Consider the following 20,351-nt stretch of genomic DNA (forward strand, 5'->3'; position numbering starts at 1 on the left):
AGAAATTACTGGCGATCGCGACAAGCAGCGCGGTGGCTCTTCGAGGGTCGCTGCCCGAAGAGCAATGGCAAACCAGGGCACGCGGGGTCCCGCCGCCAGTTGATATCCGACATTTGGGATAAAAACCACTATCCAGGAGGGGAAATGCCTAGGATGCGGAAGATCGTCGGCGTCACCGTGGTGGCGGCCGGCGTCGTGCTCCCCACAGCCGCCGTCTTGCCTGCGGAAGCGGAGGCCGCTGGGACTCCCGCCTTCGTCGCTTACCACGCGGCCAGCGCCGGAAGGCAGGCCGCCTACGCCAGGACGCTCAAGAGGCAGGGGTACCGTCCCATCACGGTCAATGTCGCGGACGGGGGCCGCTACGCGGCGGTTTGGATCAAGGGCGGGGGCCCTGCTTGGGCGATCTATCAGGGCATGTCCGGCACTGGCTACCAGAGGCGGTTCAACGAGTACGTGAAGAAGGGTTACCAGCCGATCTCTGTCTCTGCGACCGGCTCCGGCGGAGGGGCGGTCTTCGCCGCGGTCTTCGAGAAGAAGAGCGGCAAGTTCTTCGCCAAGCACGGCCTGACGGCCACCCAGTTCGCGTCGGTCAACCAGAAGGCGGCCTCGACCGGCTATACGCTCACCTCCGTCGACGTGTACGGCAGCGCCGCCAGCCCGCGTTACGTGGGCGTCTGGACGGCCAACAGCGGTGGAAGCTGGTACTACACGTACGGGAAGACGGCCAAGCAGCACGAGGCCGAGTTCGCCAAGCGCATGAAGCAGGGCTTCCGGCCGACGCAGGTGGCCGTGGGCCCGGACGGCACCTACTCGGCCGCGTGGCGCAAGGACGGCCTGCGTTCCTGGGCTCACTACATCGAGATGTCGAGCTCCGGATACCAGAAGCGCTTCGACCAGCAGCGTGCCCGAGGTCTCCACCCCGTGCAGGTCAACAGCGAGAACGGGCGCTACGCAGCGATCTTTGTGAAGACCTGAGTGGCTACCGTAAACTTCCGACAAGAATTAATCGAGTCGACCGGCGCGGACGCCCCTTGTTTAATTGCTCTTGGCAGGAAACCGGATCTCAGCCGATGAGCGCGAATGGGTCGGCGTAGAAGCGCTCCAGCACGCAGGTGGCCGCGGCGATCACGGGCGCGTTGTTGTCGAGGGCGCTCGGTTTGATCACGCGCTCGGCGTCGAACTCACGTCGCATCCACCGCCGCGCCTCTCCGCGGATCTCGGTGATGTGGTCAGGGACGAGCAACGGCGTGCCGAAGACGATGACCTGGTCGGGGGCCAGCAGGTCCATCACGGTCGCGACGGCCTCCCCGATCGCACGGGCACGGTCACGCAGCAGGTAGTCGGCCAGGGCATCACCGCCGCGGGCGAGCTCGGCCAGGTCGTGGACCGACTGCCCCTCGCCGAGCAATCCCTCGCGCACGGCCCGGCCGACGACGGCGCGATCACCCGCGACCGACATGAGACAACCACTGCGGCCGCACTCGCAGGACATCGGGGCGGGCCGGGAAAGGGGCAGATGGGCGATCTGCCCAGCACCCTCGCCCTGACCGTGGTGGAGCTCGCGGCCGATGACGATGCCCGCACCGATCACGTTGCCGATGAACAGATGCACGAAGTCCTGTACACCACGGTCGGCCCCGAACCACATTTCGGCCCGGCAGAGGGCACGCTGGGTCGATTCGACGACGAGCAGGCCGGGAAAGCGGCCGCCCGCCAGGGCCGGGATGTCGACGTCGGTCCAGCCGAGCACGTCCTGGTCTCTTATGCGGCCGGAGGCGGCGTCGACCCGGCCGACGGTGGTGAAGCCGGTGCCGAGGACCCGCGCGGAGGTGTCCCCGGCGAGCTCAGTCGCGCGCGCGGCGGCCTCGGCGACCACGACCGCGGGGTCGAGCTCCCCGTCGTGGGCGATCCGCACCGCGTCACCGATGAGACGGCCGCGCAGGTCGACGAGGCCGATGGTGGTGCGTCGCAGGCCGATGTGGATGCCAACGGCGTGGAAGCGCGCGGAAGCCAGGTCGAGCGGCACACGCGGGCGGCCGGCGTCGCCCGAGGGGAGGGCGGGCAGCTCCTCCAGCAGCCCCGCCCGGGTCAGTTCGGCCGTGATGCGGGTGGTCGTACCCGAGCTCAGCGAGAGGCGCTCGGCGAGATCGACCCGTGGGGCAGGCCCTTCTCTGAGCAGGGCCCGCAGCAGCGCGGCCACGTTGTGTCTGCGCACGTCCAGCGTCGCCGCCGCACGGGAGGCCGAGCTCGGGCTCCGCATGGCCATCACTCCCCTTACCCGACGTCGCCATATTTCCTGTGCAGAGGAATTAAACGTCCGGAAGACCGGACTCGTCAACGAGCGGCCGGTTCCACGAAAGATCGTACCAGGGGCTGGTCCTGACGATTAACTTCTGTTAGAAGTTTATATCGGAATCCTTGAGACTCCCTCGAAGGAGGAGTGGTATGACCGACGTCAACACGCCCTCGCGGCGTTCGATCCTGCTCGGTGGCGCGGCCGCGCTCGGCGCCGCGGGCCTCGGCCTGCTGCCGGCCCTCCCCGCCGCGGCCGCCACGCCCTGGTGGCGCAGGGGCCGGTTTCCCGGCGACCCGGGCGCGGGCAAGATCGTGTATGGCTCTTCGATGGGCCCGCAGCAAACCGTGCCGGAGTTCGAGGCCGGGATCGGCACTACGCTCGGCTGCCACCGGAGCTACTTCAAGTACGTGCATGACGAGCAGTGGCACGACATGCGGCGGGTCGCCCTGGACGACATCAAGCACCATCGTGTACCGGTCATCTCCACCAAACTGCCCGGCCCTTGGCAGGAGGTCGCCGACGGTAAGCACGACGCCTGGCTGCGCAACGTGGCCACGGCGCTCGGCAGTGTGCCGGGTCCGGTGTGGTTCTGCCTGCACCACGAGCCACGCGGCGAGCAGACGCCCGCGGCCTACCGGGCGATGTACGCCCATGCCGCCCCGATCCTGCACCGGTTCCCGAACATCGCCGTGACCCCGATTCTCAACGGCTGGATCTGGCAGGGAGGTGACGACGTCGAGGCGTGGCACATCCCCGAGGCCGATCTCATCGGCGTCGACGACTACAACCCCTGGTGGACCTATGACACCACGCACGCCGAGTACCGCCCGTGGAAGACCCCGGAGAAGATCTGGGGCGGGCCCATCGCCACCTGCCGCCAGTGGGAAAGGCCGCTGTTCGTGGCCGAGTACGGCGTCCGCCACGCCTATCGGGAGCCGGGCAAGTCCGCCGCCTGGCTGGCCCACGCCTACGAGTACGCGCTGAATCAGGGACTGGTCGCGCTGTCGTACTTCAACTCCGGGGTGGAGTCCCCGAACGGCACCTGGGTGCTCGACGGGGAACGGCTCGACACCTTCCGCGAGCTCATCCACCGCCCCGAATCCGTCCACATGGCATAAGGACCGACCATGATCGAGCGGCAGGACGCCGTCGTCGTCACCGGCTCGGCGGGGCGACTCGGCAGGGCGGTCGTCGAGCATCTGGTGGCGGCGGGCGTCCCAGTGGTCGGCGTGGACCGTGAGCCCACGCCGGCGCCCCCGGGGGTGCGCGTGCACACCATGCCCATCGGGGACCCCGATGCACTGCGGCCTGTTTTCCGAGGCGCCCGGGCCGTCATCCACCTCGCCGCCATGCCGAACCCGCGCACCGGCCCCGGGCACACGATCTACACCACCAACACCGCGGCCACCTACGCCGTGCTCGACGCCGCCGTCGGCGAGGGCGTGCCGCGGGTGGTGACCGCGTCGAGCGGGTCGGTGCTCGGCATCTCCGGCGGGCCCTGCGAGCTGTCCCCGCTGTACGCACCGGTCGATGAAGCACACCCGGCACGCCCGCAGGACGGCTACGCCCTGTCCAAACAGGCCGACGAGGCCGCCTGCGCGATGTTCCACCGGGCCACCGGCCTGTCGGTCGCGGCTCTGCGCTTCCCCGCCATCGGCACCCCCGATCTGCTGCTGGATCGGGTCCGCCGGGAGCGGGTGGAGCCGGGCTTCCTTCGCCGGGGTCTGTGGGCGTACATCGAGGTGCGCGACCTGGCCCGCGCCTTCGCCGCCGCGGCGGCCGCCGACCGCATCGGCTGGGAGGTGTTCGCGGTGGCCGCGGCCGACACCCTCAGCGACGTGCCCACCGAGGAACTCCTGCGCCGGCACCACCCGGACACCGTCATCCGAGAGCCACTGCCCGGGCACGCGTCCTTGTGGGACGCCGGCAAGGCGGCCCGGATGCTCGGCTGGCGGGCGGAGTTCAGCTGGCGCGAGGCGGAACGCGTACCGGTGTGACGAGAGCCTCCGGTCACTCCGAAACGTGGCGGTCGAGGGCGAATTCCCGGATGAACCGGTCCACCTCGGCCAGGGCCGGATCCCCCGGGCCGGAAGGGATCGTCGGGCCGGGCGCCCGGCAGTGTGGCCCGTCGATGAGACCGCGCCGCCAGGCGATCGCCTTGCCCATCGCGAGCGGCGCCCCAGGCACCGGCCACCAGGACTCCAGCCAGGTGGCGAGCCCCGCGTGCAGGGCCAGGGCGGCGTCGCGCTCCCCCGCGTCCCATAGACGCAGGATGCGGAGGTAGAGCTCGACGAAGCCGCCGCCGGGCTGCACTCCCACCGCCCCGGCGTCCAGCGCCTCGGGAAGGTCGACGCCCGCGTTCCCGGCCAGGCAGGGCACGCCGTGCCGGGCGAGCGCACGGATGTACGCCCCCGGAGCGCGACATTCGACCTTCACGGCGGCCAGGTTGGGATGGGCGTCCCGCAGCCCCGCGAGGTCGCCGGGATCGAGCCGGGTGCCGGTCTCACGCGGGGCGAACTGCACGACCACCGGCAGCGGCCCGGCCGCCTGGAGCACCGCCGCCAGATGGTCGAGGACCAGGACGCGGGGAGGGCCGCCGAAGTGGGGCGGCAGGACGTTGATCGCGCCCGCGCCGAGGTCGGCGTACCGCCTGACCTGCCGGGTGGCGAGGTGCGTGGCGTGCTCGGCCACGGAGGCGATCAGCAGGCATCCCGGCGGCACGGTCCCGGCCAGGTCCGACACGAGCCGCAGCCGCTCCCCCTCGCTCAGCGCGAAGTACTCGGACGCGAAGCCGGGGAACATGACCGAGCGCACGCCCAGCTCCCACGTGTGCCTGCTCACCCGCTCGAAGGAGCGGCGGTCGAGCGACCCGTCGGCGCGGAAGGGTGTCGGCAGCACGGGGCTGACGCCACGGATCACCAGACCGTCACCGCTCACGCCGTTTCCGGCAGGAACGCGAGCCCAGACGTGAGCGCGACACCGAGCCCAGGGGCCATGGGCAGGGGCAGGCCGGCGGCGGTCACCGTCTCCCGCGGGGTGACCACGGCGGCCCGGTCCACATCCTCGCCGTACATCAGCTCCACCAGGGTGAAGTCGGGGTGGACGGTCGACAGATGCGCGCACACCGCGGTGCTGATCGGGCCACAGGGATTGTGGTACGTCACGTCCACGCCCGCGACCTTCTCGGCCAGGCGCAGCAGCGGTGTAACACCGGCGGTGTACTTGGGGTCGAGCAGCAGCACCCTCAGGTGACCCGTGGACAGGGCGGCGGCCAGCTGTTCCGCGGTGTGAAGCGTCTCGCCGCCGGCGATCGGCGCTTTGGCGCGAGCTGCCAGCCAGCGCACGGCCTCGGGGTCGGTGACGTCCACGGCATCCTCCAGCCACGCGACACAGAGCTCGTCCAGCCGGGGCACCGCCACGGCCAGTTCGTCCCTGGAGAGCTTGTGATGCACGTCGATCATCAGCTCGGCGTGCTCGCCGATCGCCTCACGCACGGCCCTCGCGATCGCGACCCCGGTGTCCACGATGGACTCGCCGGGGAGCGGCGGCCCGTCGAACGGTGCCACCTTGATCTTGCGATGGCCGTCGGCGACCGCGGCGGCGGCCTTGACGGCGAAGTCCTGCGGGCGGCGCCTGCCGCCGCTGCGATTGATGTTGGCGTAGACCGGGACGCTCTCCCGCCGCTCGCCCCCCATCCACCGCCACAGCGGCACTCCCTCCGCCTGCGCGGCGAGGTCGGCCAGCGCCATGTCGAGGCCGCCGATGACGGTACGCCGCAGGAAGCGCGCACGCGGGTCGCCGTGCGCCGCGCACTCGCCGCGCAGCCGCTCGCAGAGGTCCTGCCCGCTGGTCAGCGCGTCGGTCCCGCGCACGCGTGGCGCCAGCTCCGCGACCGTCTCCGGAACCCGCTCCGGCCACCCGCTGTCGGAGCACTCACCGGTCCCCACCAGGCCGTCCTCGGTCTCGACCTCGAGGAACATCCACGTCGATCTCTGGGTGGCGCGGAACCGGCGCAGGCGGAGATCAGTGATGCGCATGCTCATACGGGCCCTTCCCTCTCCATGGCAGACATAAGTTGCACACGGAAGATAATAGCTGCGACCTTGGGCGTCAATGCGTCGTCCGGGCGCCGAGCTCTTGCACGGAACGCCTTGACTGCACTGTTACCCAGAGATTAACTTCAGACAGGAATTAATCCTCGCGGGCCGAGGCGCAACGGAGGCATTCCAGATGAGCAACCTTTCCCCTCTCGACGGCCCTCCTCTCAACGGTGGGGTGCCGCGAAGAGACATCCTGCGCTGGGGCGCCGCAGGCCTGGCCCTGCTGGGCGCGGGCGCCGCCGGGTGCACCTCCGCTGTGGAACGGGAGGCCAGGAGCAAGGGCGCCACGGCGGGGACGGGCGGTGGCCGGCTCGTCGTCGCGCAGGCCACGGACATCATCCCCAAGACCGTGGTCAACCAGTCCGCGCAGAACGCCACCTGGCGCAGACAGGTCTTCAACAGTCTGATCCGCCTCGACAGGAAGACGCACGAGGTGCTCCCGGAGCTCGCGACCGCCTGGGAGACGAGCGACGGCGGCCGCGTCACCACCCTGACCCTCCGCGAGAGCGTCACCTGGCACTCCGGCCGCCCGTTCACCCCCGACGACGTGCGGTTCTCCGTGGAGTTTCAGCGCGACATGCAGCCGCCCTTCGCCTTCGCCTGGCTGCTGAAGCAGCTGTCCGAGGTCAAGGCGGTGGACACCAGGACCGTCCGGCTCGCGTTCGACGAGCCGGTGAACAACCTCTTCGACGCGCTGTCCCTGATGATCATGCTGGACCGGGAGTCGGCCCAGGACCTCATGACCGGCACCAAGGTGATCGGAACCGGCCCCTTCACCTTCGCCGAGTACCGGCAGGGCACCAGCCTGCGGCTCGACCGCAACGCCAAGTACTGGGAGTCCGGCAGGCCCGCCCTCGACAGCGTCCTGGTAAGAGTGATCACCAAACCGGAGGCCCGCATGTCGGCGCTGCGCTCGGGCCAGGTGCACCTGGCCACCGGGGTCGGCCCCATGGAGCTCAAACAGGTCGAGTCCGACCAGAAGTTCACCGTCACCCCGTACGACACCTACAGCTCCGGCGTCTACCTCGGGTGCAACGTCAACGCCGGCCCGCTGAAGGACAAACGGGTGCGCCAGGCCATCCACTACGCGCTGGATCGCCGCCGGATCGCCGAGGAGATCTACCGCGGCAAGGCCACCCCCAACGCCACCCCGTGGTCGGCCACCAGCCCCGCGCATAACCGGCGGCTCGCCGACCACTACGCCCGCGACCTGCCTCGGGCCGTCAACATGCTCAAAGAGGCCGGGGCCGCCGGCGCCGAGCTGATCCTGGAATCGGCGCAGCCGGTGAGCAAGTCCGCGGAGATCGTCGAGTTCAACCTACGCGAGGCCGGGCTCCAGCCCCGGCTGCGCGTGCTCAACGCCACCCAGCAGCAAGAGCGCATCGAGAGCCGCACCTTCGAGGGGATGTGGATGGGCCAGCATGGGTACAACAACCTCTCCCCCACCAATCTCCTCTACAGCGCCATGCCTTACCGGACCACGCAGAACCTGTTCAACTTCGCCTCCGACCGCTACGAGACGCTCGCCCAGGCCGCCTTACGGGCGACCGGCGAGGCCGAGCGGCGCGCAGCCTACGATGCCGTCACCGAGTTCATCCTGGACGAGGCGTTCTGCTGCGACCTCGTCCACGCCACCAGCACCGCCGTCACCACCGGCGTTTCTCACTGGGACTACACGGTCTGGGACGACGTGCTGCTGGGCAACTCCACGGTGGTCTGACGCGTGTTGTCCTACGTCGTCCGCCGCGTCCCGACCGCGGCGCTCACCGTCGTCCTCACCTCGATCGTGGTCTTCCTGCTGATCGGCCTGCTGCCCGGCAGCCCCGCCGCGATCATCCTCGGCGACCAGGCCGATCCGGCCGCCGTGGCCGCCCTGGAGGAACGCATGGGTCTGGACCGGCCGATGCTGCAGCAGTACGCGGACTGGGTCCGCGGGCTGGTCACCGGCGACCTCGGCACCTCCTACATCTCCGGCGCCCCTATTGCCGACACCCTCGGCGCGGCGGCAGGCGCGACCGTGGAGCTGGCGCTGGCCAGCCTGGTCGTCACCGCCATCACCGGCGCGGCGTTCGGCATCGCGGCAGCCACGGCACGGCGGCCGGCAGCGCAGGCGCTGATCCGCGGCGCCAGCGCGCTGATCTTCGGAGTCCCGGAGTACGTGCTGGGCATCCTGCTCATCCTGCTCTTCGCGATCAGCGTGCGACTGCTGCCCGCCGGGGGCCGCGAGCCGCTGCTGGCCGACCCGGAGATCGGCATCCAGTACCTGGCCATGCCCGCCATCGCGCTGGGGCTGCACTCCGGAGCGGTCGTGGGCAGATTCCTGGAGACGGAGCTACGCAGGCAGCTGGATCAGGAGTACCTCGATACCGCACACGCCAAAGGCGTCTCCGCCCGGCGGGTGCTCTGGCGGCACGCGCTGCCCAACGCCCTGCCGCCGGTTGTCACGGTGCTGGGGATGCGCGTCGGCCACCTGCTCGGTGGTGCCGTGGTCATCGAGGCGGTGTTCGCCTGGCCCGGCCTCGGCCAGGTGCTGGCGAACGCCGTCGTCAACCACGACTACCTGATCATTCAGGACCTGGTGGTCTATTTCGTGCTCGTCTTCATCGCCGTGCAAGTGACCGGCGACCTGATCCACGCGGCGCTCGACCCGCGCGTCCGGCTGGAGGGTGAAGCGTCATGACAATGCCCCATGCGCTCCGCGCTCCAGGAGGCGCGGTGGGCGCAGCGATCGTCCTGGCGCTGGTCGCGGCCGGCCTCCTCGCGCCGTGGCTCAGCCCATACGCGCCGGACTTCCAGCAGGCGGGCGCGGTGCTGGAAGGGCCTTCGGCCGGGCACTGGTTCGGCACCGACGACCTGGGCAGAGACGTGCTGTCCCGGCTGCTGTACGGCATCAGGCAAGACGTGATCATCATCGTCCTGGCCGTGCCGCTCAGCAAGGCCATCGGCATCGTCGTGGGGTTGCTCGCGACCACGCACCGGGTCGTCGACGTCCTCATCCAGCGGGTGCTCGACATCAAGCTGGCCTTCCCAACGGTGATCATGGGTGCGACGCTGGCCGCGTTCCTCGGCCCAGGGTTCTCCACCGTGCTGATCGTCATCGTGATCAGCGGCATCCCCGTCACCGCTCGGCTGACCAGGACGGCGGTGCTCACCGAGCGCGAGCGGGAGTACGTCACCGGAGCCCGCGTCGTGGGCGCCTCGCGCACCGCGATCCTGGTGACACACATCCTGCCGAACGCGGTCGACGCGCTCGTGGTGAACTTCGTGATGTCCGCCGCAGGCGCCGTGTTCCTGGAGGGCGCGCTCAGCCTGCTGGGCTTCGGCATCCAGCCGCCCGCCCCGTCACTCGGCGGGATGATCGAGAAGGGGCTCCCCTACCTGGCGGAGCAGCACTGGGGCGTTCTCGCGCCCATCGCCGTGCTCACCGGGCTGGTCATCGGACTGAACCTGCTCGGCGACGCACTCAACGCGGCCCTGCGCCGCGGCTACTGACCCCTGGCGAACCCCTGGAGAATTCGTGAACGACAACCAAGACGCCCTCCTCCAGGTGCGCGACCTGAGAGTCGAGTTCCCGGGGCGGCAGGGCCGCGTGCAGGCCGTGCGCGGGGTGGGCTTCGACGTCCATTCCGGCGAGTCGCTCGCCATCGTCGGCGAGTCGGGCTCTGGCAAGTCCGTGACGGCGCGCAGCGTGCTGCGGCTCGTCCGCGACCCGGGCCGGATCACCTCCGGCTCCATCCGCTACCAGGGACGTGAGGTCCTCGACATGTCCAGGGCCGAGCTCGCTCGGCTGCGCGGCGGCGAGATCGGCATGGTCTTCCAGGACCCGTTGTCCTCGCTCAACCCGGTCATGACCATCGGCGACCAGGTCGCCGAGGCCGTCCGGGCGCATGGCCACGATCGCCGCCGCGCCCGGGCCAGGGCCGCCGAGCTGCTGGACCTCGTGGGCGTGCCCGACCCCGCGCGGCGGCTGGCCGACTATCCACACCAGTTCTCCGGCGGCATGCGACAGCGCGTCATGATCGCCATCGCGCTGGCGGGCGACCCGTCGCTCATCATCGCCGACGAGCCCACCACCGCCCTGGACGTCACGGTGCAGGCACAAATCCTGGAGGTGTTCGCGCGGCTCAACAAGGAGCTGGGCACCGCGGTCGCCGTCATCACCCACAACCTCGGCCTCGTAGCCCGGCTGTGCGACCGGGCCCTGGTCATGTACGCGGGCCAGATCGTCGAGGAGGCCCCCGTAGCCGCGCTGCACGACGCGCCGCGGCATCCGTACGCGTGGAGCCTGCTCAAGTCGGTGCCCCGGCTCACCGGAGGTGCGGACAGGCTGGAGGCCATCCCGGGACGGCCCCCGGACCTGCGCCATCCTTCCGGCGGCTGTTCTTTCGCGCCGCGCTGCGTATTCGCCGAGGACCGCTGCCATGCCGCGGCCCCGCCGCTGACGGAGCGTGATCCCGGCCACCGAGCCGCCTGCTGGGTCACCGACGACGGGTTGCGCCTGACCGCTGCCGACCGATCACAAGCGCATGCCCAGCCGGCCGCTCCCACCCCGCAGCGTGACGAGCCGGTCGCCCCCGCGCCGCAGCGTGACGAGCCGGCCGCCCCTGCGCCGCCGTCCCAGCGTGGCGGGCCCGGCGCCGACGTTCTTGTCCTGAGTAACGTGCACAAGAGCTACCCTGTGCGCCGGAGCTCGGGGCTCGGCCGGCGTACCAAGGGTGAGATCCGGGCCGTACGCGGTGTGAGCCTGAGGCTGGCCGCGGGCGAGACGCTCGGACTGGTCGGCGAGTCGGGCTGCGGCAAGTCCACGCTAACGCGCATCCTGCTCGGACTGGAGAAACCCGATTCGGGGTCCGTGCACGTGTGGGACCACGACCTGACGGCCACCGGCAGCCGTGGGCTGACGGAGCTGCGCCGGCAGGTCCAGCTCGTCCTGCAAGACCCGTACGCCTCGCTCAATCCGCGGCACACCGTCGGCCGCCTGGTGGCCGAGCCGTTGCACATCCATGGCCTGGCAGGACCAGGCCAGGCCGAGCGCAGGGTGGCGGAGCTGCTGGAGCTGGTCGGCCTCGACTCGGACATGACGGCCCGGCTGCCGCGCGACTTCTCCGGCGGTCAGCGCCAGCGCATCGCCCTGGCCAGGGCCCTGGCCGTGGGACCGTCGGTGCTGGTGCTGGACGAGCCCGTCTCCGCGCTGGACGTCTCGCTCCAGGCGCAGATCGTCAATCTGCTGCTCGATCTGAAGGACCGGCTCGGCATCGCGTATCTGCTGGTCGCTCACGACATCGCCGTGGTCAGGCAGATGAGCGACCGCATCGCCGTGATGTACCTCGGGCAGATCATGGAGGAGGGGCCGGCCGACGAGGTGTGCTCCCGGCCGCTGCACCCGTATACGGCCGCGTTGCTGTCGGCGGTGCCGGAGCCCGATCCCGCGGTCGAGCGCCGGCGGAGCCGTGTGCCGCTGTCCGGGGAGGTCCCCAGCCCGCTGTCGCCCCCCTCCGGTTGTCCCTTCCACACGCGATGCGCCGTGCGGGCGGGACGAGAAATCTGCAGCACGGAGCGGCCGGTCGCGCGCGAGGTCGCACCGGGCCGCTGGTCGGCGTGCCACTTCAGCGAGGAGACGGAGTGAAGATCACCGACGTTCGCCCGGTTCCCGTGCGGGGCGGGCGGCGTACCTATCTGTTCGTGCTCGTCGACACCGACGAGGGCGTGCTCGGCATCGGCGAGTCGGGGCTCGCGAGCCGCGGGGCGGCGGTGTGCGGAGCACTCGAGCACCTCAGGCCGCTGCTGATCGGCCAGGACCCGCTGCGCACCGAGCAGCTCTGGCAGGTGATGTCCCGTGGCGGCTTCTTCCCCGCCGGCCGGGTGCTGGCCTCGGCGATCGCCGCCGTCGACATCGCGCTGTGGGACATCAAGGGCAGGGCGCTCGGCGTACCCGTGCACGTCCTGCTGGGCGGGCGGGTCCGCGACCGCGTCCCGTGCTACACGCACGTACGACCCGAGGGAAGCGGTCCCACCGAGGTCGGGCGGGCCTGCGTGGAGTTGCGCGAAGCGGGGTGGCGAGCGCTGCGGCTGGCACTGCCCGCGTCAGGAGAGGCGTTCGAACCCCGGGCGGCGGTACGCGAGGGCGTCGAGTGCTTCGCGGCGGCCAGGGAGGCGGTAGGTGACGACGTCGACCTGATCCTCGACGTGCACACCCGCCTCGACCCGCCCGAGGCCGTGCTGCTGTGCCGCGAGCTGGAACCCCTGCGCCCGCTGTTCGTCGAGGACCCGCTGCGGTGCGAGAACCTCGGCGCCTACCGCCGGTTGCGCGAGCGCACTGCCGTGCCGCTGGCGGCCGGCGAACAGCTGGCGTCGAAGTGGGAGTTCCGCCCGCTGATCGAGGACGAGCTGATCGACTACGCCCGGATCGACCTGTGCATCGCGGGCGGGCTCACCGAGGCCGTGAAGATCGCCGGCTGGTGCGAGACGCACTACATCCGCGTGGCCGTGCACAATCCCCTCGGCCCTGTCGCCACCGCCGCGGCGCTCCACTTCAACCTGGCGTGCACCGCTTTCGGCGTCCAGGAACAGCCCTACCGTCCCGGCGACCTGCTGCCCGAGGTGTTCCTGGCGGCGCCGGAGTGGCGCGACGGGAGCCTGCTCCCGCTGGAGGAACCGGGTCTGGGGCTGCCGGTCGACCTCGACGCGCTGGCGGCCGCCCATACGTCGAGGTGGAACGAGCCGCCACGCCTGTCCCGCACCGACGGCTCCTTCACGAACTGGTGAGAGGCATGAAATTTCCTGAACTGTTGATCATCTACCGTGGCCTGGCCCCCGACGACGTCCTCGCGGCCACAGCCTCGCTCCACGCCGCCGGGGTGACGGCCTTCGAGACGACCATGGACAGCCCCGGCGCCCTCACCTCGATCGCCGGTCTGTCGCGGCGCTTCGGCGGCGCCGCGCTGGTCGGGGCGGGCAGCGTGCGCACGCTCGACCACGTCAAGGCGGCCGCGGACGCGGGAGCTTCCTTCCTGCTCTCGCCCCACCTGGACGAGGCGGTGGTCGCGGCGACGAGGACGGCCGGGCTGGTCTCGATCCCGGGGGCGTTCACGCCGACGGAGGTCGTCCGGGCACACGCCGCCGGCGCGGACCTCGTCAAGATCTTCCCCATCGCTCCCGTCGGTGCCGCGTACGTCCAGCAGCTGCGACAGCCGCTGCCTGACGTACCGCTGCTGGCCACCGGCGGCGTGACCGCCGAGCTCGGCAGGCAGTGCCTGCTGGCCGGCTGCGCGACGGTGGGGGTCGGCGCCGGGCTGATCGACGCGGGCGCCGTCAGGGACAGGGACTGGGACCGGCTGGCGGACGGCGCGCGACGCTACCTGGCCGTGCTGCGCGGCGAGGACGAATGACACAGAAAGGATCGATCATGCACGACGACATCCCCGGGGTACGGCTGAGCGGCCGGCCCCATGCCGGTGCCGGCCCCCGCTTCGAGGTGGTCGAGCCCGCCACCGGGCGGCCGATCGGACACGTCGCCACGGGCACCGGCCCAGACGCCGCGCGCGCCGTGGACGTCGCCGCCGCCGCACTGGACGGATGGCGCGCCACGCCGGCGCCGCGACGGGGAGAGGTGCTACGCACCATCGCCGGACGGCTGCGCGCCGCCGACGGCCTGGCCGAGACCGTGGCCCGAGAGACCGGCAAGTGCCGCCGTGAGGCGAGCGCCGAGCTCGCCCTGGCCGCCGACTACTTCGACTGGTACGCCGCCCTCGCGCACACCCTCACCGACCAGGTGCTCTCGGTGCGCCCAGGCCTGCGGCACCTCGTACGCACCGGACCGGTGGGCGTGGCCGCCGTCCTGACGCCGTGGAACTTCCCCGTCTCCATTCCCGCCCGCAAGATCGCGCCCGCCCTGGCCGCCGGCTGCGCCGTGGTCTTCAAGCCCTCCGAGCTGTCGCTGCTGTCCAGCCTGGCCTTCGCCGAGATCTGCGAGTCCCGGCTCCCCCAGGGCCTGCTGAACACGGTGGCCGGGGACGGGCCGGAGATCACCGGTGCCTGGCTGGAGGATCGCCGCGTGCGACTGCTGCACTTCACCGGCTCCACCGCCGTCGGCCGGAACATCGCGCAGGCGGCCGGCCAGGCGCTCACATCCGTGGTGATGGAGCTCGGTGGGCGCGCGCCGTTCATCGTGCTGCCCGACGCCGACCTCGACGAAGCGGCGGACACGCTCATGGTGACGAAGTTCCGCAACAACGGAGCCTCGTGCATCGCCGCGAACAACGTCTGGGTGCACGAGGACGTACGCGTGGAGTTCCTGGACCGGCTCGCCGCACGGGTCTCGGCCCTGGTTCCCGGTGACCCGCTGGACGAGCGCACGACCCTCGGCCCCGTACGGACCCGCGAGATGGCCGGACGCCTGGAAACCCTCATCACCGCGCTGAGCTCGGCAGGCGCGTCAGTGCACCGCGGCCCGCGGCCGGAGGCGGGCGGCTGGTACGTCGCTCCGACCCTGGTCGTCGATCCGGCGACGGACAGCCCCGAGTGGCGGGAGGAGATCTTCGGCCCCGTCGCGCTGGTCCGCTCGTACACCGACCTGAAGGAGCCGATCGCCGACGCCGCGGCCACCCGTCACGGCCTGGCCGGATACGTCTGCACCGGCGACGTGGCCGCGGGCACGGAGCTGCTGACCCGGCTCGACGTGGGGATCGCGGGCGTGAACGTGGCCACCCCAGCGACGCCGGAGATTCCCTTCGGCGGGCGAGGCGACAGCGGCATCGGCTACGAGGGCGGGGTGCCCGGCCTGCTGCCGTTCCTCACCCATCAGAGCATCGCGGCGCCCCGCCCATGACGGCGGCCGACCTGGCACTCGACGCTCAGGCGACGGTGGCTGAGTGCCCGATCTGGGACCCCGGACGGCAGGGGCTGTGGTGGGTGGACATCCCGGCCGGACGGGTGCACTGCTTCTCCCCCTCCACCGGCGAGGACGTCAGCTTCGTGGCAGGCGAGGCGGTCGGCGCCGTGGCCACTCGCCGCGACGGCGGCCTGCTGCTGGCGACGGCGACGGGGATCGTCGGCTGCGCCGCGGACGGCTCGGGACGTAGAGTCCTGCACGAGGTGGACACCGATCCGCCAGGCGGACGGTTCAACGACGGCAAGACCGACCCGTGGGGACGATTCTGGGCCGGGACGCTGGTCTCCGGCGCTCGGGGTGCCGGCGCGCTCTACCGCCTGGACCCCGACGGCACGCTCCGCACGATGGTGACCGGGGTCTCGGTCTCCAACGGCCTCGGCTGGAGCCCCGACGGGCGCACGTTCTACTACGCGGACTCCCCCACGGGCGGTGTGGACGCCTTCGACCACGACGCGGAGACGGGGGCGCTCGGCAACCGGCGCCGCCTGGTCGACATCGACCGGGGCCGCCCCGACGGACTGAGCGTTGACGCGGAGGGATTCCTGTGGGTGGCGCTGTGGGAGGGATGGGCCGTCCAGCGGTTCTCGCCGGCGGGACGGCTCGTCATGACCATCGAGATCCCCGCACGCAAGGTGACGAGCTGCGCCTTCGGCGGCCCCGACCTGGGCACGCTGTACGTGACCACCGCCCGCGTGGGCCTGTCCGAGGCGGAGCTGCGCGAGCAGCCGCACGCCGGCGGGATCTTCGCGGTGGCGGCGGGAGTGCGGGGCCAGCCTCCGGGAGTGTGCGCCTGATCCGTACCGTCGATCAGGCGCACCCCCGGAACTTTCACGCTTCTCCTGCGACCGCGAGAGCTTCCTGGCAGAACCCGGCGGGGTCGATGCCGGCGGGATGCTCGCGGCGCTGTGCGCCGGCCATCAACCATGAGCCCCGAATCGCCGGCCGAGCTCAGCGCCCGCGGGGTGGCCGGGCGAACGCAGGCAGCACGGTGTCGAGCAGCCTGCGTATACCCCTCGTCGGCAGCTCGAACCTCAGCCGAGCGAGAGGTAGCCGGCGGGGTCCTCGCAGTACTCGACGGCCTCGGCCAGGCCGAGCGCGGCGCCTTCGGCGAAAGCCGCCTCGTAGCGGGCCTCGCCCGCCAGTGCGCGGGCTGCCGCCTCGCAGCGGGCGCGGGCGTCGCGCAATTCCGGAGAGCCCATATGGGAGTGACCGTAGTCGCGCCACAGCTGGTAGCCCAGCCCCAGCAGACGGGCGGCGCGCCGGCCGTCACCGGCCGCGACCGCGACCTGGGCCAGGGTGTCGGCGCAGTTGGCCATGCCAAGGCTGTCGCGCAGCAGGTGGCGGGCCCGCAGCGAGCCGGCCGCCAGCGCCGCCGCCTCGTCGAGCCGCCCCATGGCCAGCGCGGCCTGGCTGCCGATGTAGTTTCCCCACGACCGGGTCCAGATCTCGCCGAGGCTCTCGGCCGTGGCGCGGTGCTCGGCGAGGGCCGCCTGCGCGCCGTGCGGGTCGCCCGCGTGCAGCAGCGCGAACGCGCGTGAGATGAGCAGCGTCAGCAGTCGGGCGGGCGGCCCGTCGCCCTCGCGGTGGCGGGCCAGGGCCCGCCGGGTAGCGACCTCGGCCACGGTGTGCTCCCCGGCCAACGTGGCCGCCACTGCTTCGAGGTGGAGCGCGTAGACCAGTGCGTCCTCCGCCTCCACGGTCCCGGCGCCTTCATCGATGACCGAGGTCGCGGCCGCCAGGCAGTCGGCGGCCAGGCGGCGGGTGGCCATGAGGTCACCCTGGCCCACGGTCAGGTGGCCGCAGGCCCACAGCGCTTTGGTGCGCTGCGGGGAGGGCTCGGGGGCGGCGGTCAGGGCACGGTCGAGGTGGTGGCGGCCCTCGCGCAGCCGGCCGCACGCGGCCCACAGGGGCCACAGGGCGGCGGCAAGCTCAAGGGCGCGCAGGCGTTCGCCGGGCCCGCTCACGCCGAAGTCGAGGGCGGCACGCAGGTTGGCGTCCTCGCCCAGGAGGCGGTCGCACCACTCGACCTGGCCGGGGCCGAACCACTCGGCCTCGAACCGCAGCGCGAGGGCGTGGTAGTGGTCGTGGTGCAGCCGGGCGGCCCGCTCCTCCTCGCCGATCTCCCGCAGACGCTCCCTGCCGAACTCGCGGATCGCGTCGAGCAGGCGGTACCGGCCGTCGCGCTCGCGCACCACGATCGACTTGTCCACCAGGCCGGCCAGCACCCGCCATACGTCGGCGCTGTACTCGCCAACGCCGACGCGCTCGGCCGCGCGCAGGTCGAAGGTGCCGGGGAAGATCGACAGCCGCGCCCACAGCGCCCGCTCCCCGGCCGAGCACAGCTGGTGGCTCCACTCGACGGCGGTGCGCAGCGTCTGGTGCCGCGCCTGGGCCGTACGGGTGCCGCCGAGCAGCGCGAACCGCGCGTCGACGCGCTCCATCATCTCGGCGACCGTCATCACGCGCAGCCGCACGGCGGCCAGCTCGATCGCCAAGGGGATGCCATCGAGCCGGTCACAGAGCCGGGCCACCTGGTCGTAGTGGCGGGTGAGGGCGAACTCGCGGTCGACGTCCCTGGCCCGCTCGGCGAACAGCGCGGCGCCGTCGCCGTCGCCCGCCATCGGCCGTACGGCGTACACGCGCTCGCCGGGCAGGGCGAGAGCCTCGCGGCTGGTGGCCAAGATGCGCAGGCCGGGCGCGCCGCGCAGCAGCGACTCGGCAAGGTGCGCGCAGGCGTGCACCAGGTGCTCGCAGGTGTCCAGGATCAGCAGGGTCTGGCGGTCGGCGAGGTGGTCGCGCAGTTCGTCGGCGGGCGGCCGGGCGGTCTGCCCGGCCACGCCGAGTGCCTCGCCGACGGTCTCGGCCACCAGGCCGGGGTCGCCCACCCCGGAGAGGTCGACCAGCCAGACGCCGTCGGGGGCCTGCGGCGCCAGGTCGCGGCCGACGCGAACGGCCAGCCGGGTCTTGCCGACCCCGCCGACGCCCGTGAGCGTGACAAGCCGCGATCCCGCCAGCAGCCGCGCGATCTCGGCGGCCTCGGCCCGCCGTCCGACGAAGGTGGTCGTGTCTGCCGGCAGGTTTCCGCGCGTACGGACGGCCGGCCCCGGCAGCAGCGCCGGATCGGCCTCGATGATGCGCTGCTGGAGCACCACGAGCGCGGGCCCGGGGTCGAGGCCGTGCTCCTCGGCCAGGCGGGCCCGCAGGTCGCGGAAACTCTCCAGCGCCTCGGTCGGCCGCCCGGCCTGGTAGAGCGCCAGCATGTGGCCCTCCCTGAGCCGCTCGCGTAACGGGTGGGTCGCGATGAGCGGGCGTATCACCTGGAGCGCGGCCTCGATGTTGCCGCGCGCCAACTCCATCTGGGCGAGATCCTCGATGGCGGCCAGCCGCTGGTCCTCCAGCCGGCTGCGGGCGGGCCCCACGAACGCGCCCGACGCGTCGGCCAGGGCGGGCCCGCGCCACTGCGCCAGGGCCTGCCGGAGCGTGCCGGCCGCCGCGGCCGGCGGCAGGGCGCGGGCGCGCTCGGTCATCTCCTCGAACCTGGCCAGGTCGAGCGCACCGGGCCCGGCGGCGATGCCGTAGCCGGCGGCGCCGGCCATCACGGCGTCCTCGCCGTCGAGGTTGCGCAGCGCCATGCGGACGGCGTGAATTCCGGACTGGATCTGCTGGCGGGCCGTCGCCGGGGCGGCGCCGCCCCATAGGGCCTCGCAGATGGCGTCGACGGAGAGCAGGCGGCCTTGGTTGAGCAGCAGCAACGCCAGGAGTCCGCGCCGCTGTGAGCGAGGGACGGAGATGCGAAGCCCATGTTGCTCAGCCACGACGGGGCCGAGGATCGAAAACTGCATGAATGTGTCGTCCGTCCCCTGTTACGTGCTGAGGCGGCTCATGTGTAGCGAACGCATAGCGATGGTGTCAATGGTGTATATGGCGTCCCGCGATCATCGTGAGCACCACTCCGAATCTCTTGGGGAACCACCATGCGCAGCAACGTCCTCAGCCGGACCCTGGCGGTCGCGGCCGCCGTCGGGCTCGTCGTCGCCACCGCCACGCCCGCCAGCGCGTACACCTCGTTTCTCGAGCTCAAGCAGAGCGGCAACATGGCCGCCATCGTCTGGTACAACTCGGGCACCCACAACCTGTCCAAGGGCCGCAACTCCTTCACGCTGCGGGCCGCGGCGGGCACGGCGTGGGCCAGGGTCTCCTACACGACCGCGTACGCCGAGGGGAAATGGAGACCCCACACGGTGACCACCAGCGGCGGCAAGGCGGCCGAGATCACCTTCACTGACTACCCGTACGACAGCGAGCGCCACTGGATCAAGTACCGCCTGTGCATGTACCGCGGCGGCGTGGAGACCTGCCACATCTACACCATCACCGACTACATCGACTGACAATGATCATCTAGGACCCGAGCCGAAGACAGCGAACCCCGCCTCCCAACATCGGGAGGGCGGGGTTTTCGCTCGCCCCATGCTCCGGCCTGCCCACTCCCCGGTCGTTGAGCGAGCCGAGGAACCGGAAGGCGTCCTCCTGCTCCGTAGCCCGCGGCCGGCAGGTCCGCTCAGGTGAGGAGCTTCGCGAGCTGGGCCATCTCGGTGGGTGGGTCGATCACCGGCTGGATGAGCAGCTCGTCGATGCCGGCCTGCTCCAGGGTGGTGATGCGGGCGCGGAGGTCGTCGCGGGTGCCGACCAGGGCAAGCATGTTCATCAGCGAGGGCAGGATCAGGTCCCGGTCCTCCGGTGCGATGCGTCCGAGGTAGTTGGGGTAGAGCTTGGTGTGCCGGTCGGATGCGGTGGTGGTGGTGCCGCGCCGGTCGAGGAGCCTCCGCACCGCCTCGCGTTCCTCGGGGCCGAGCTGCTCGGCGAAGGCGCCTGCGTCGGCGGCGGTGTCGGCGGCGGCCTTCGGTCCGAGCAGCGCGGCCACGACGAACTCGATCGGGTCGGCCGTGTTCACGTGCGCCCCGGTGTGCAGGAACCGGACGTCGCGGACCCGGTCACCTTCGCGGTACCCGATGGTGCGTCCGGAGCACAGGTCCTGCAGCGCCGAGTGATTGCGGGCAGATGC

17 protein-coding genes are annotated in these 20,351 nt (G+C 71.6%); 12 read left to right on the forward strand and 5 right to left on the reverse strand.

The window, feature by feature from the left end; genetic code table 11:
• The first annotated feature begins 144 nt into the window (after window positions 1–144).
• The gene (locus ACTWPT_RS12805) at window positions 145–975 is read left to right on the forward strand and encodes a hypothetical protein (RefSeq protein WP_443177536.1); all 831 of its coding nucleotides are present in this window, start codon (window positions 145–147) and stop codon (window positions 973–975) included.
• A gap of 88 nt (window positions 976–1,063) precedes the next feature.
• Here ACTWPT_RS12805 and ACTWPT_RS12810 read toward each other — a convergent pair whose 3' ends face one another.
• Entirely contained in the window at window positions 1,064–2,260 is a 1,197-nt protein-coding gene (locus ACTWPT_RS12810) for an ROK family transcriptional regulator (RefSeq protein WP_443177537.1), read from the reverse strand.
• Window positions 2,261–2,445: 185 nt separating this feature from the next.
• On the opposite strand from ACTWPT_RS12810, the gene ACTWPT_RS12815 reads away from it, so the two are divergent.
• Window positions 2,446–3,414 carry a hypothetical protein gene (locus ACTWPT_RS12815; RefSeq protein WP_443177538.1) on the forward strand — a complete coding sequence of 323 codons (969 nt, stop codon included), beginning with the start codon at window positions 2,446–2,448 and terminating at the stop codon, window positions 3,412–3,414.
• 9 nt (window positions 3,415–3,423) lie between these two features.
• Window positions 3,424–4,293 (forward strand): NAD-dependent epimerase/dehydratase family protein, encoded by an 870-nt coding sequence (locus ACTWPT_RS12820; protein ID WP_443177539.1) that lies wholly within the window; start codon window positions 3,424–3,426, stop codon window positions 4,291–4,293.
• A 13-nt stretch (window positions 4,294–4,306) separates the two neighbouring features.
• Here ACTWPT_RS12820 and ACTWPT_RS12825 read toward each other — a convergent pair whose 3' ends face one another.
• Both ACTWPT_RS12825 and ACTWPT_RS12830 read right to left on the reverse strand, forming a co-directional pair.
• A complete protein-coding gene (locus tag ACTWPT_RS12825) occupies window positions 4,307–5,233 on the reverse strand; it encodes a dihydrodipicolinate synthase family protein (RefSeq protein WP_443177540.1) in 927 nt (308 codons plus the stop codon).
• Entirely contained in the window at window positions 5,230–6,339 is a 1,110-nt protein-coding gene (locus ACTWPT_RS12830; protein ID WP_443177541.1) for a mandelate racemase/muconate lactonizing enzyme family protein, read from the reverse strand. Before ACTWPT_RS12830 ends, ACTWPT_RS12825 begins: the two co-directional genes overlap by 4 nt.
• A gap of 187 nt (window positions 6,340–6,526) precedes the next feature.
• On the opposite strand from ACTWPT_RS12830, the gene ACTWPT_RS12835 reads away from it, so the two are divergent.
• The 8 genes from ACTWPT_RS12835 to ACTWPT_RS12870 are packed head-to-tail and all read left to right on the forward strand — an operon-like array spanning window position 6,527 to window position 16,080.
• Window positions 6,527–8,116, forward strand: a complete 1,590-nt coding sequence (locus ACTWPT_RS12835) for an ABC transporter substrate-binding protein (protein ID WP_443177542.1) — start codon at window positions 6,527–6,529, stop codon at window positions 8,114–8,116.
• A gap of 3 nt (window positions 8,117–8,119) precedes the next feature.
• The gene (locus ACTWPT_RS12840) at window positions 8,120–9,076 is read left to right on the forward strand and encodes an ABC transporter permease (RefSeq protein ID WP_443177543.1); all 957 of its coding nucleotides are present in this window, start codon (window positions 8,120–8,122) and stop codon (window positions 9,074–9,076) included.
• A complete protein-coding gene (locus tag ACTWPT_RS12845; protein ID WP_443177544.1) occupies window positions 9,073–9,888 on the forward strand; it encodes an ABC transporter permease in 816 nt (271 codons plus the stop codon). The genes ACTWPT_RS12840 and ACTWPT_RS12845 overlap by 4 nt, the downstream gene beginning before the upstream one ends.
• A gap of 25 nt (window positions 9,889–9,913) precedes the next feature.
• On the forward strand, window positions 9,914–12,022 hold the full coding sequence (locus ACTWPT_RS12850) for a dipeptide ABC transporter ATP-binding protein (protein ID WP_443177545.1): 2,109 nt from the start codon (window positions 9,914–9,916) through the stop codon (window positions 12,020–12,022).
• A complete protein-coding gene (gene dgoD / locus ACTWPT_RS12855; RefSeq protein WP_443177546.1) occupies window positions 12,019–13,161 on the forward strand; it encodes a galactonate dehydratase in 1,143 nt (380 codons plus the stop codon). Before ACTWPT_RS12850 ends, dgoD begins: the two co-directional genes overlap by 4 nt.
• A 5-nt stretch (window positions 13,162–13,166) precedes the next feature.
• On the forward strand, window positions 13,167–13,784 hold the full coding sequence (locus tag ACTWPT_RS12860) for a bifunctional 4-hydroxy-2-oxoglutarate aldolase/2-dehydro-3-deoxy-phosphogluconate aldolase (protein ID WP_443177547.1): 618 nt from the start codon (window positions 13,167–13,169) through the stop codon (window positions 13,782–13,784).
• 17 nt (window positions 13,785–13,801) lie between these two features.
• Window positions 13,802–15,223: an aldehyde dehydrogenase family protein gene (locus ACTWPT_RS12865; RefSeq protein ID WP_443177548.1), complete on the forward strand. Its 1,422-nt coding sequence runs from the start codon at window positions 13,802–13,804 to the stop codon at window positions 15,221–15,223.
• Complete coding sequence (locus ACTWPT_RS12870) at window positions 15,220–16,080, forward strand: SMP-30/gluconolactonase/LRE family protein (RefSeq protein WP_443177549.1); 861 nt, start codon at window positions 15,220–15,222, stop codon at window positions 16,078–16,080. The genes ACTWPT_RS12865 and ACTWPT_RS12870 overlap by 4 nt, the downstream gene beginning before the upstream one ends.
• Window positions 16,081–16,317: 237 nt before the next feature.
• Here ACTWPT_RS12870 and ACTWPT_RS12875 read toward each other — a convergent pair whose 3' ends face one another.
• Window positions 16,318–19,128, reverse strand: a complete 2,811-nt coding sequence (locus ACTWPT_RS12875) for an ATP-binding protein (RefSeq protein ID WP_443177550.1) — start codon at window positions 19,126–19,128, stop codon at window positions 16,318–16,320.
• Between the two features lie 132 nt (window positions 19,129–19,260).
• Here ACTWPT_RS12875 and ACTWPT_RS12880 point away from each other — a divergent pair, with 132 nt between their 5' ends.
• Complete coding sequence (locus ACTWPT_RS12880; RefSeq protein WP_443177551.1) at window positions 19,261–19,677, forward strand: hypothetical protein; 417 nt, start codon at window positions 19,261–19,263, stop codon at window positions 19,675–19,677.
• Between the two features lie 170 nt (window positions 19,678–19,847).
• On the opposite strand, the gene ACTWPT_RS12885 is transcribed toward ACTWPT_RS12880, so the two are convergent.
• Window positions 19,848–20,240 carry a hypothetical protein gene (locus ACTWPT_RS12885; protein ID WP_443177552.1) on the reverse strand — a complete coding sequence of 131 codons (393 nt, stop codon included), beginning with the start codon at window positions 20,238–20,240 and terminating at the stop codon, window positions 19,848–19,850.
• Window positions 20,241–20,351: the final 111 nt, after the last annotated feature.

The sequence above is a fragment of the Nonomuraea sp. 3N208 genome (genome assembly GCF_052245935.1).
Taxonomy (GTDB): domain Bacteria; phylum Actinomycetota; class Actinomycetes; order Streptosporangiales; family Streptosporangiaceae; genus Nonomuraea.

Excerpts from the sequence above, each read along its gene's own strand:
- ACTWPT_RS12805 (WP_443177536.1), top strand. The coding sequence starts at position 145 with ATGCCTAGGATGCGGAAGATCGTCGGCGTCACCGTGGTGGCGGCCGGC.
- ACTWPT_RS12810 (WP_443177537.1), bottom strand. The coding sequence starts at position 2,260 with ATGCGGAGCCCGAGCTCGGCCTCCCGTGCGGCGGCGACGCTGGACGTG.
- ACTWPT_RS12815 (WP_443177538.1), top strand. The coding sequence starts at position 2,446 with ATGACCGACGTCAACACGCCCTCGCGGCGTTCGATCCTGCTCGGTGGC.
- ACTWPT_RS12820 (WP_443177539.1), top strand. The coding sequence starts at position 3,424 with ATGATCGAGCGGCAGGACGCCGTCGTCGTCACCGGCTCGGCGGGGCGA.
- ACTWPT_RS12830 (WP_443177541.1), bottom strand. The coding sequence starts at position 6,339 with ATGAGCATGCGCATCACTGATCTCCGCCTGCGCCGGTTCCGCGCCACC.
- ACTWPT_RS12835 (WP_443177542.1), top strand. The coding sequence starts at position 6,527 with ATGAGCAACCTTTCCCCTCTCGACGGCCCTCCTCTCAACGGTGGGGTG.
- ACTWPT_RS12845 (WP_443177544.1), top strand. The coding sequence starts at position 9,073 with ATGACAATGCCCCATGCGCTCCGCGCTCCAGGAGGCGCGGTGGGCGCA.
- ACTWPT_RS12860 (WP_443177547.1), top strand. The coding sequence starts at position 13,167 with ATGAAATTTCCTGAACTGTTGATCATCTACCGTGGCCTGGCCCCCGAC.
- ACTWPT_RS12865 (WP_443177548.1), top strand. The coding sequence starts at position 13,802 with ATGCACGACGACATCCCCGGGGTACGGCTGAGCGGCCGGCCCCATGCC.
- ACTWPT_RS12870 (WP_443177549.1), top strand. The coding sequence starts at position 15,220 with ATGACGGCGGCCGACCTGGCACTCGACGCTCAGGCGACGGTGGCTGAG.
- ACTWPT_RS12875 (WP_443177550.1), bottom strand. The coding sequence starts at position 19,128 with ATGCAGTTTTCGATCCTCGGCCCCGTCGTGGCTGAGCAACATGGGCTT.
- ACTWPT_RS12880 (WP_443177551.1), top strand. The coding sequence starts at position 19,261 with ATGCGCAGCAACGTCCTCAGCCGGACCCTGGCGGTCGCGGCCGCCGTC.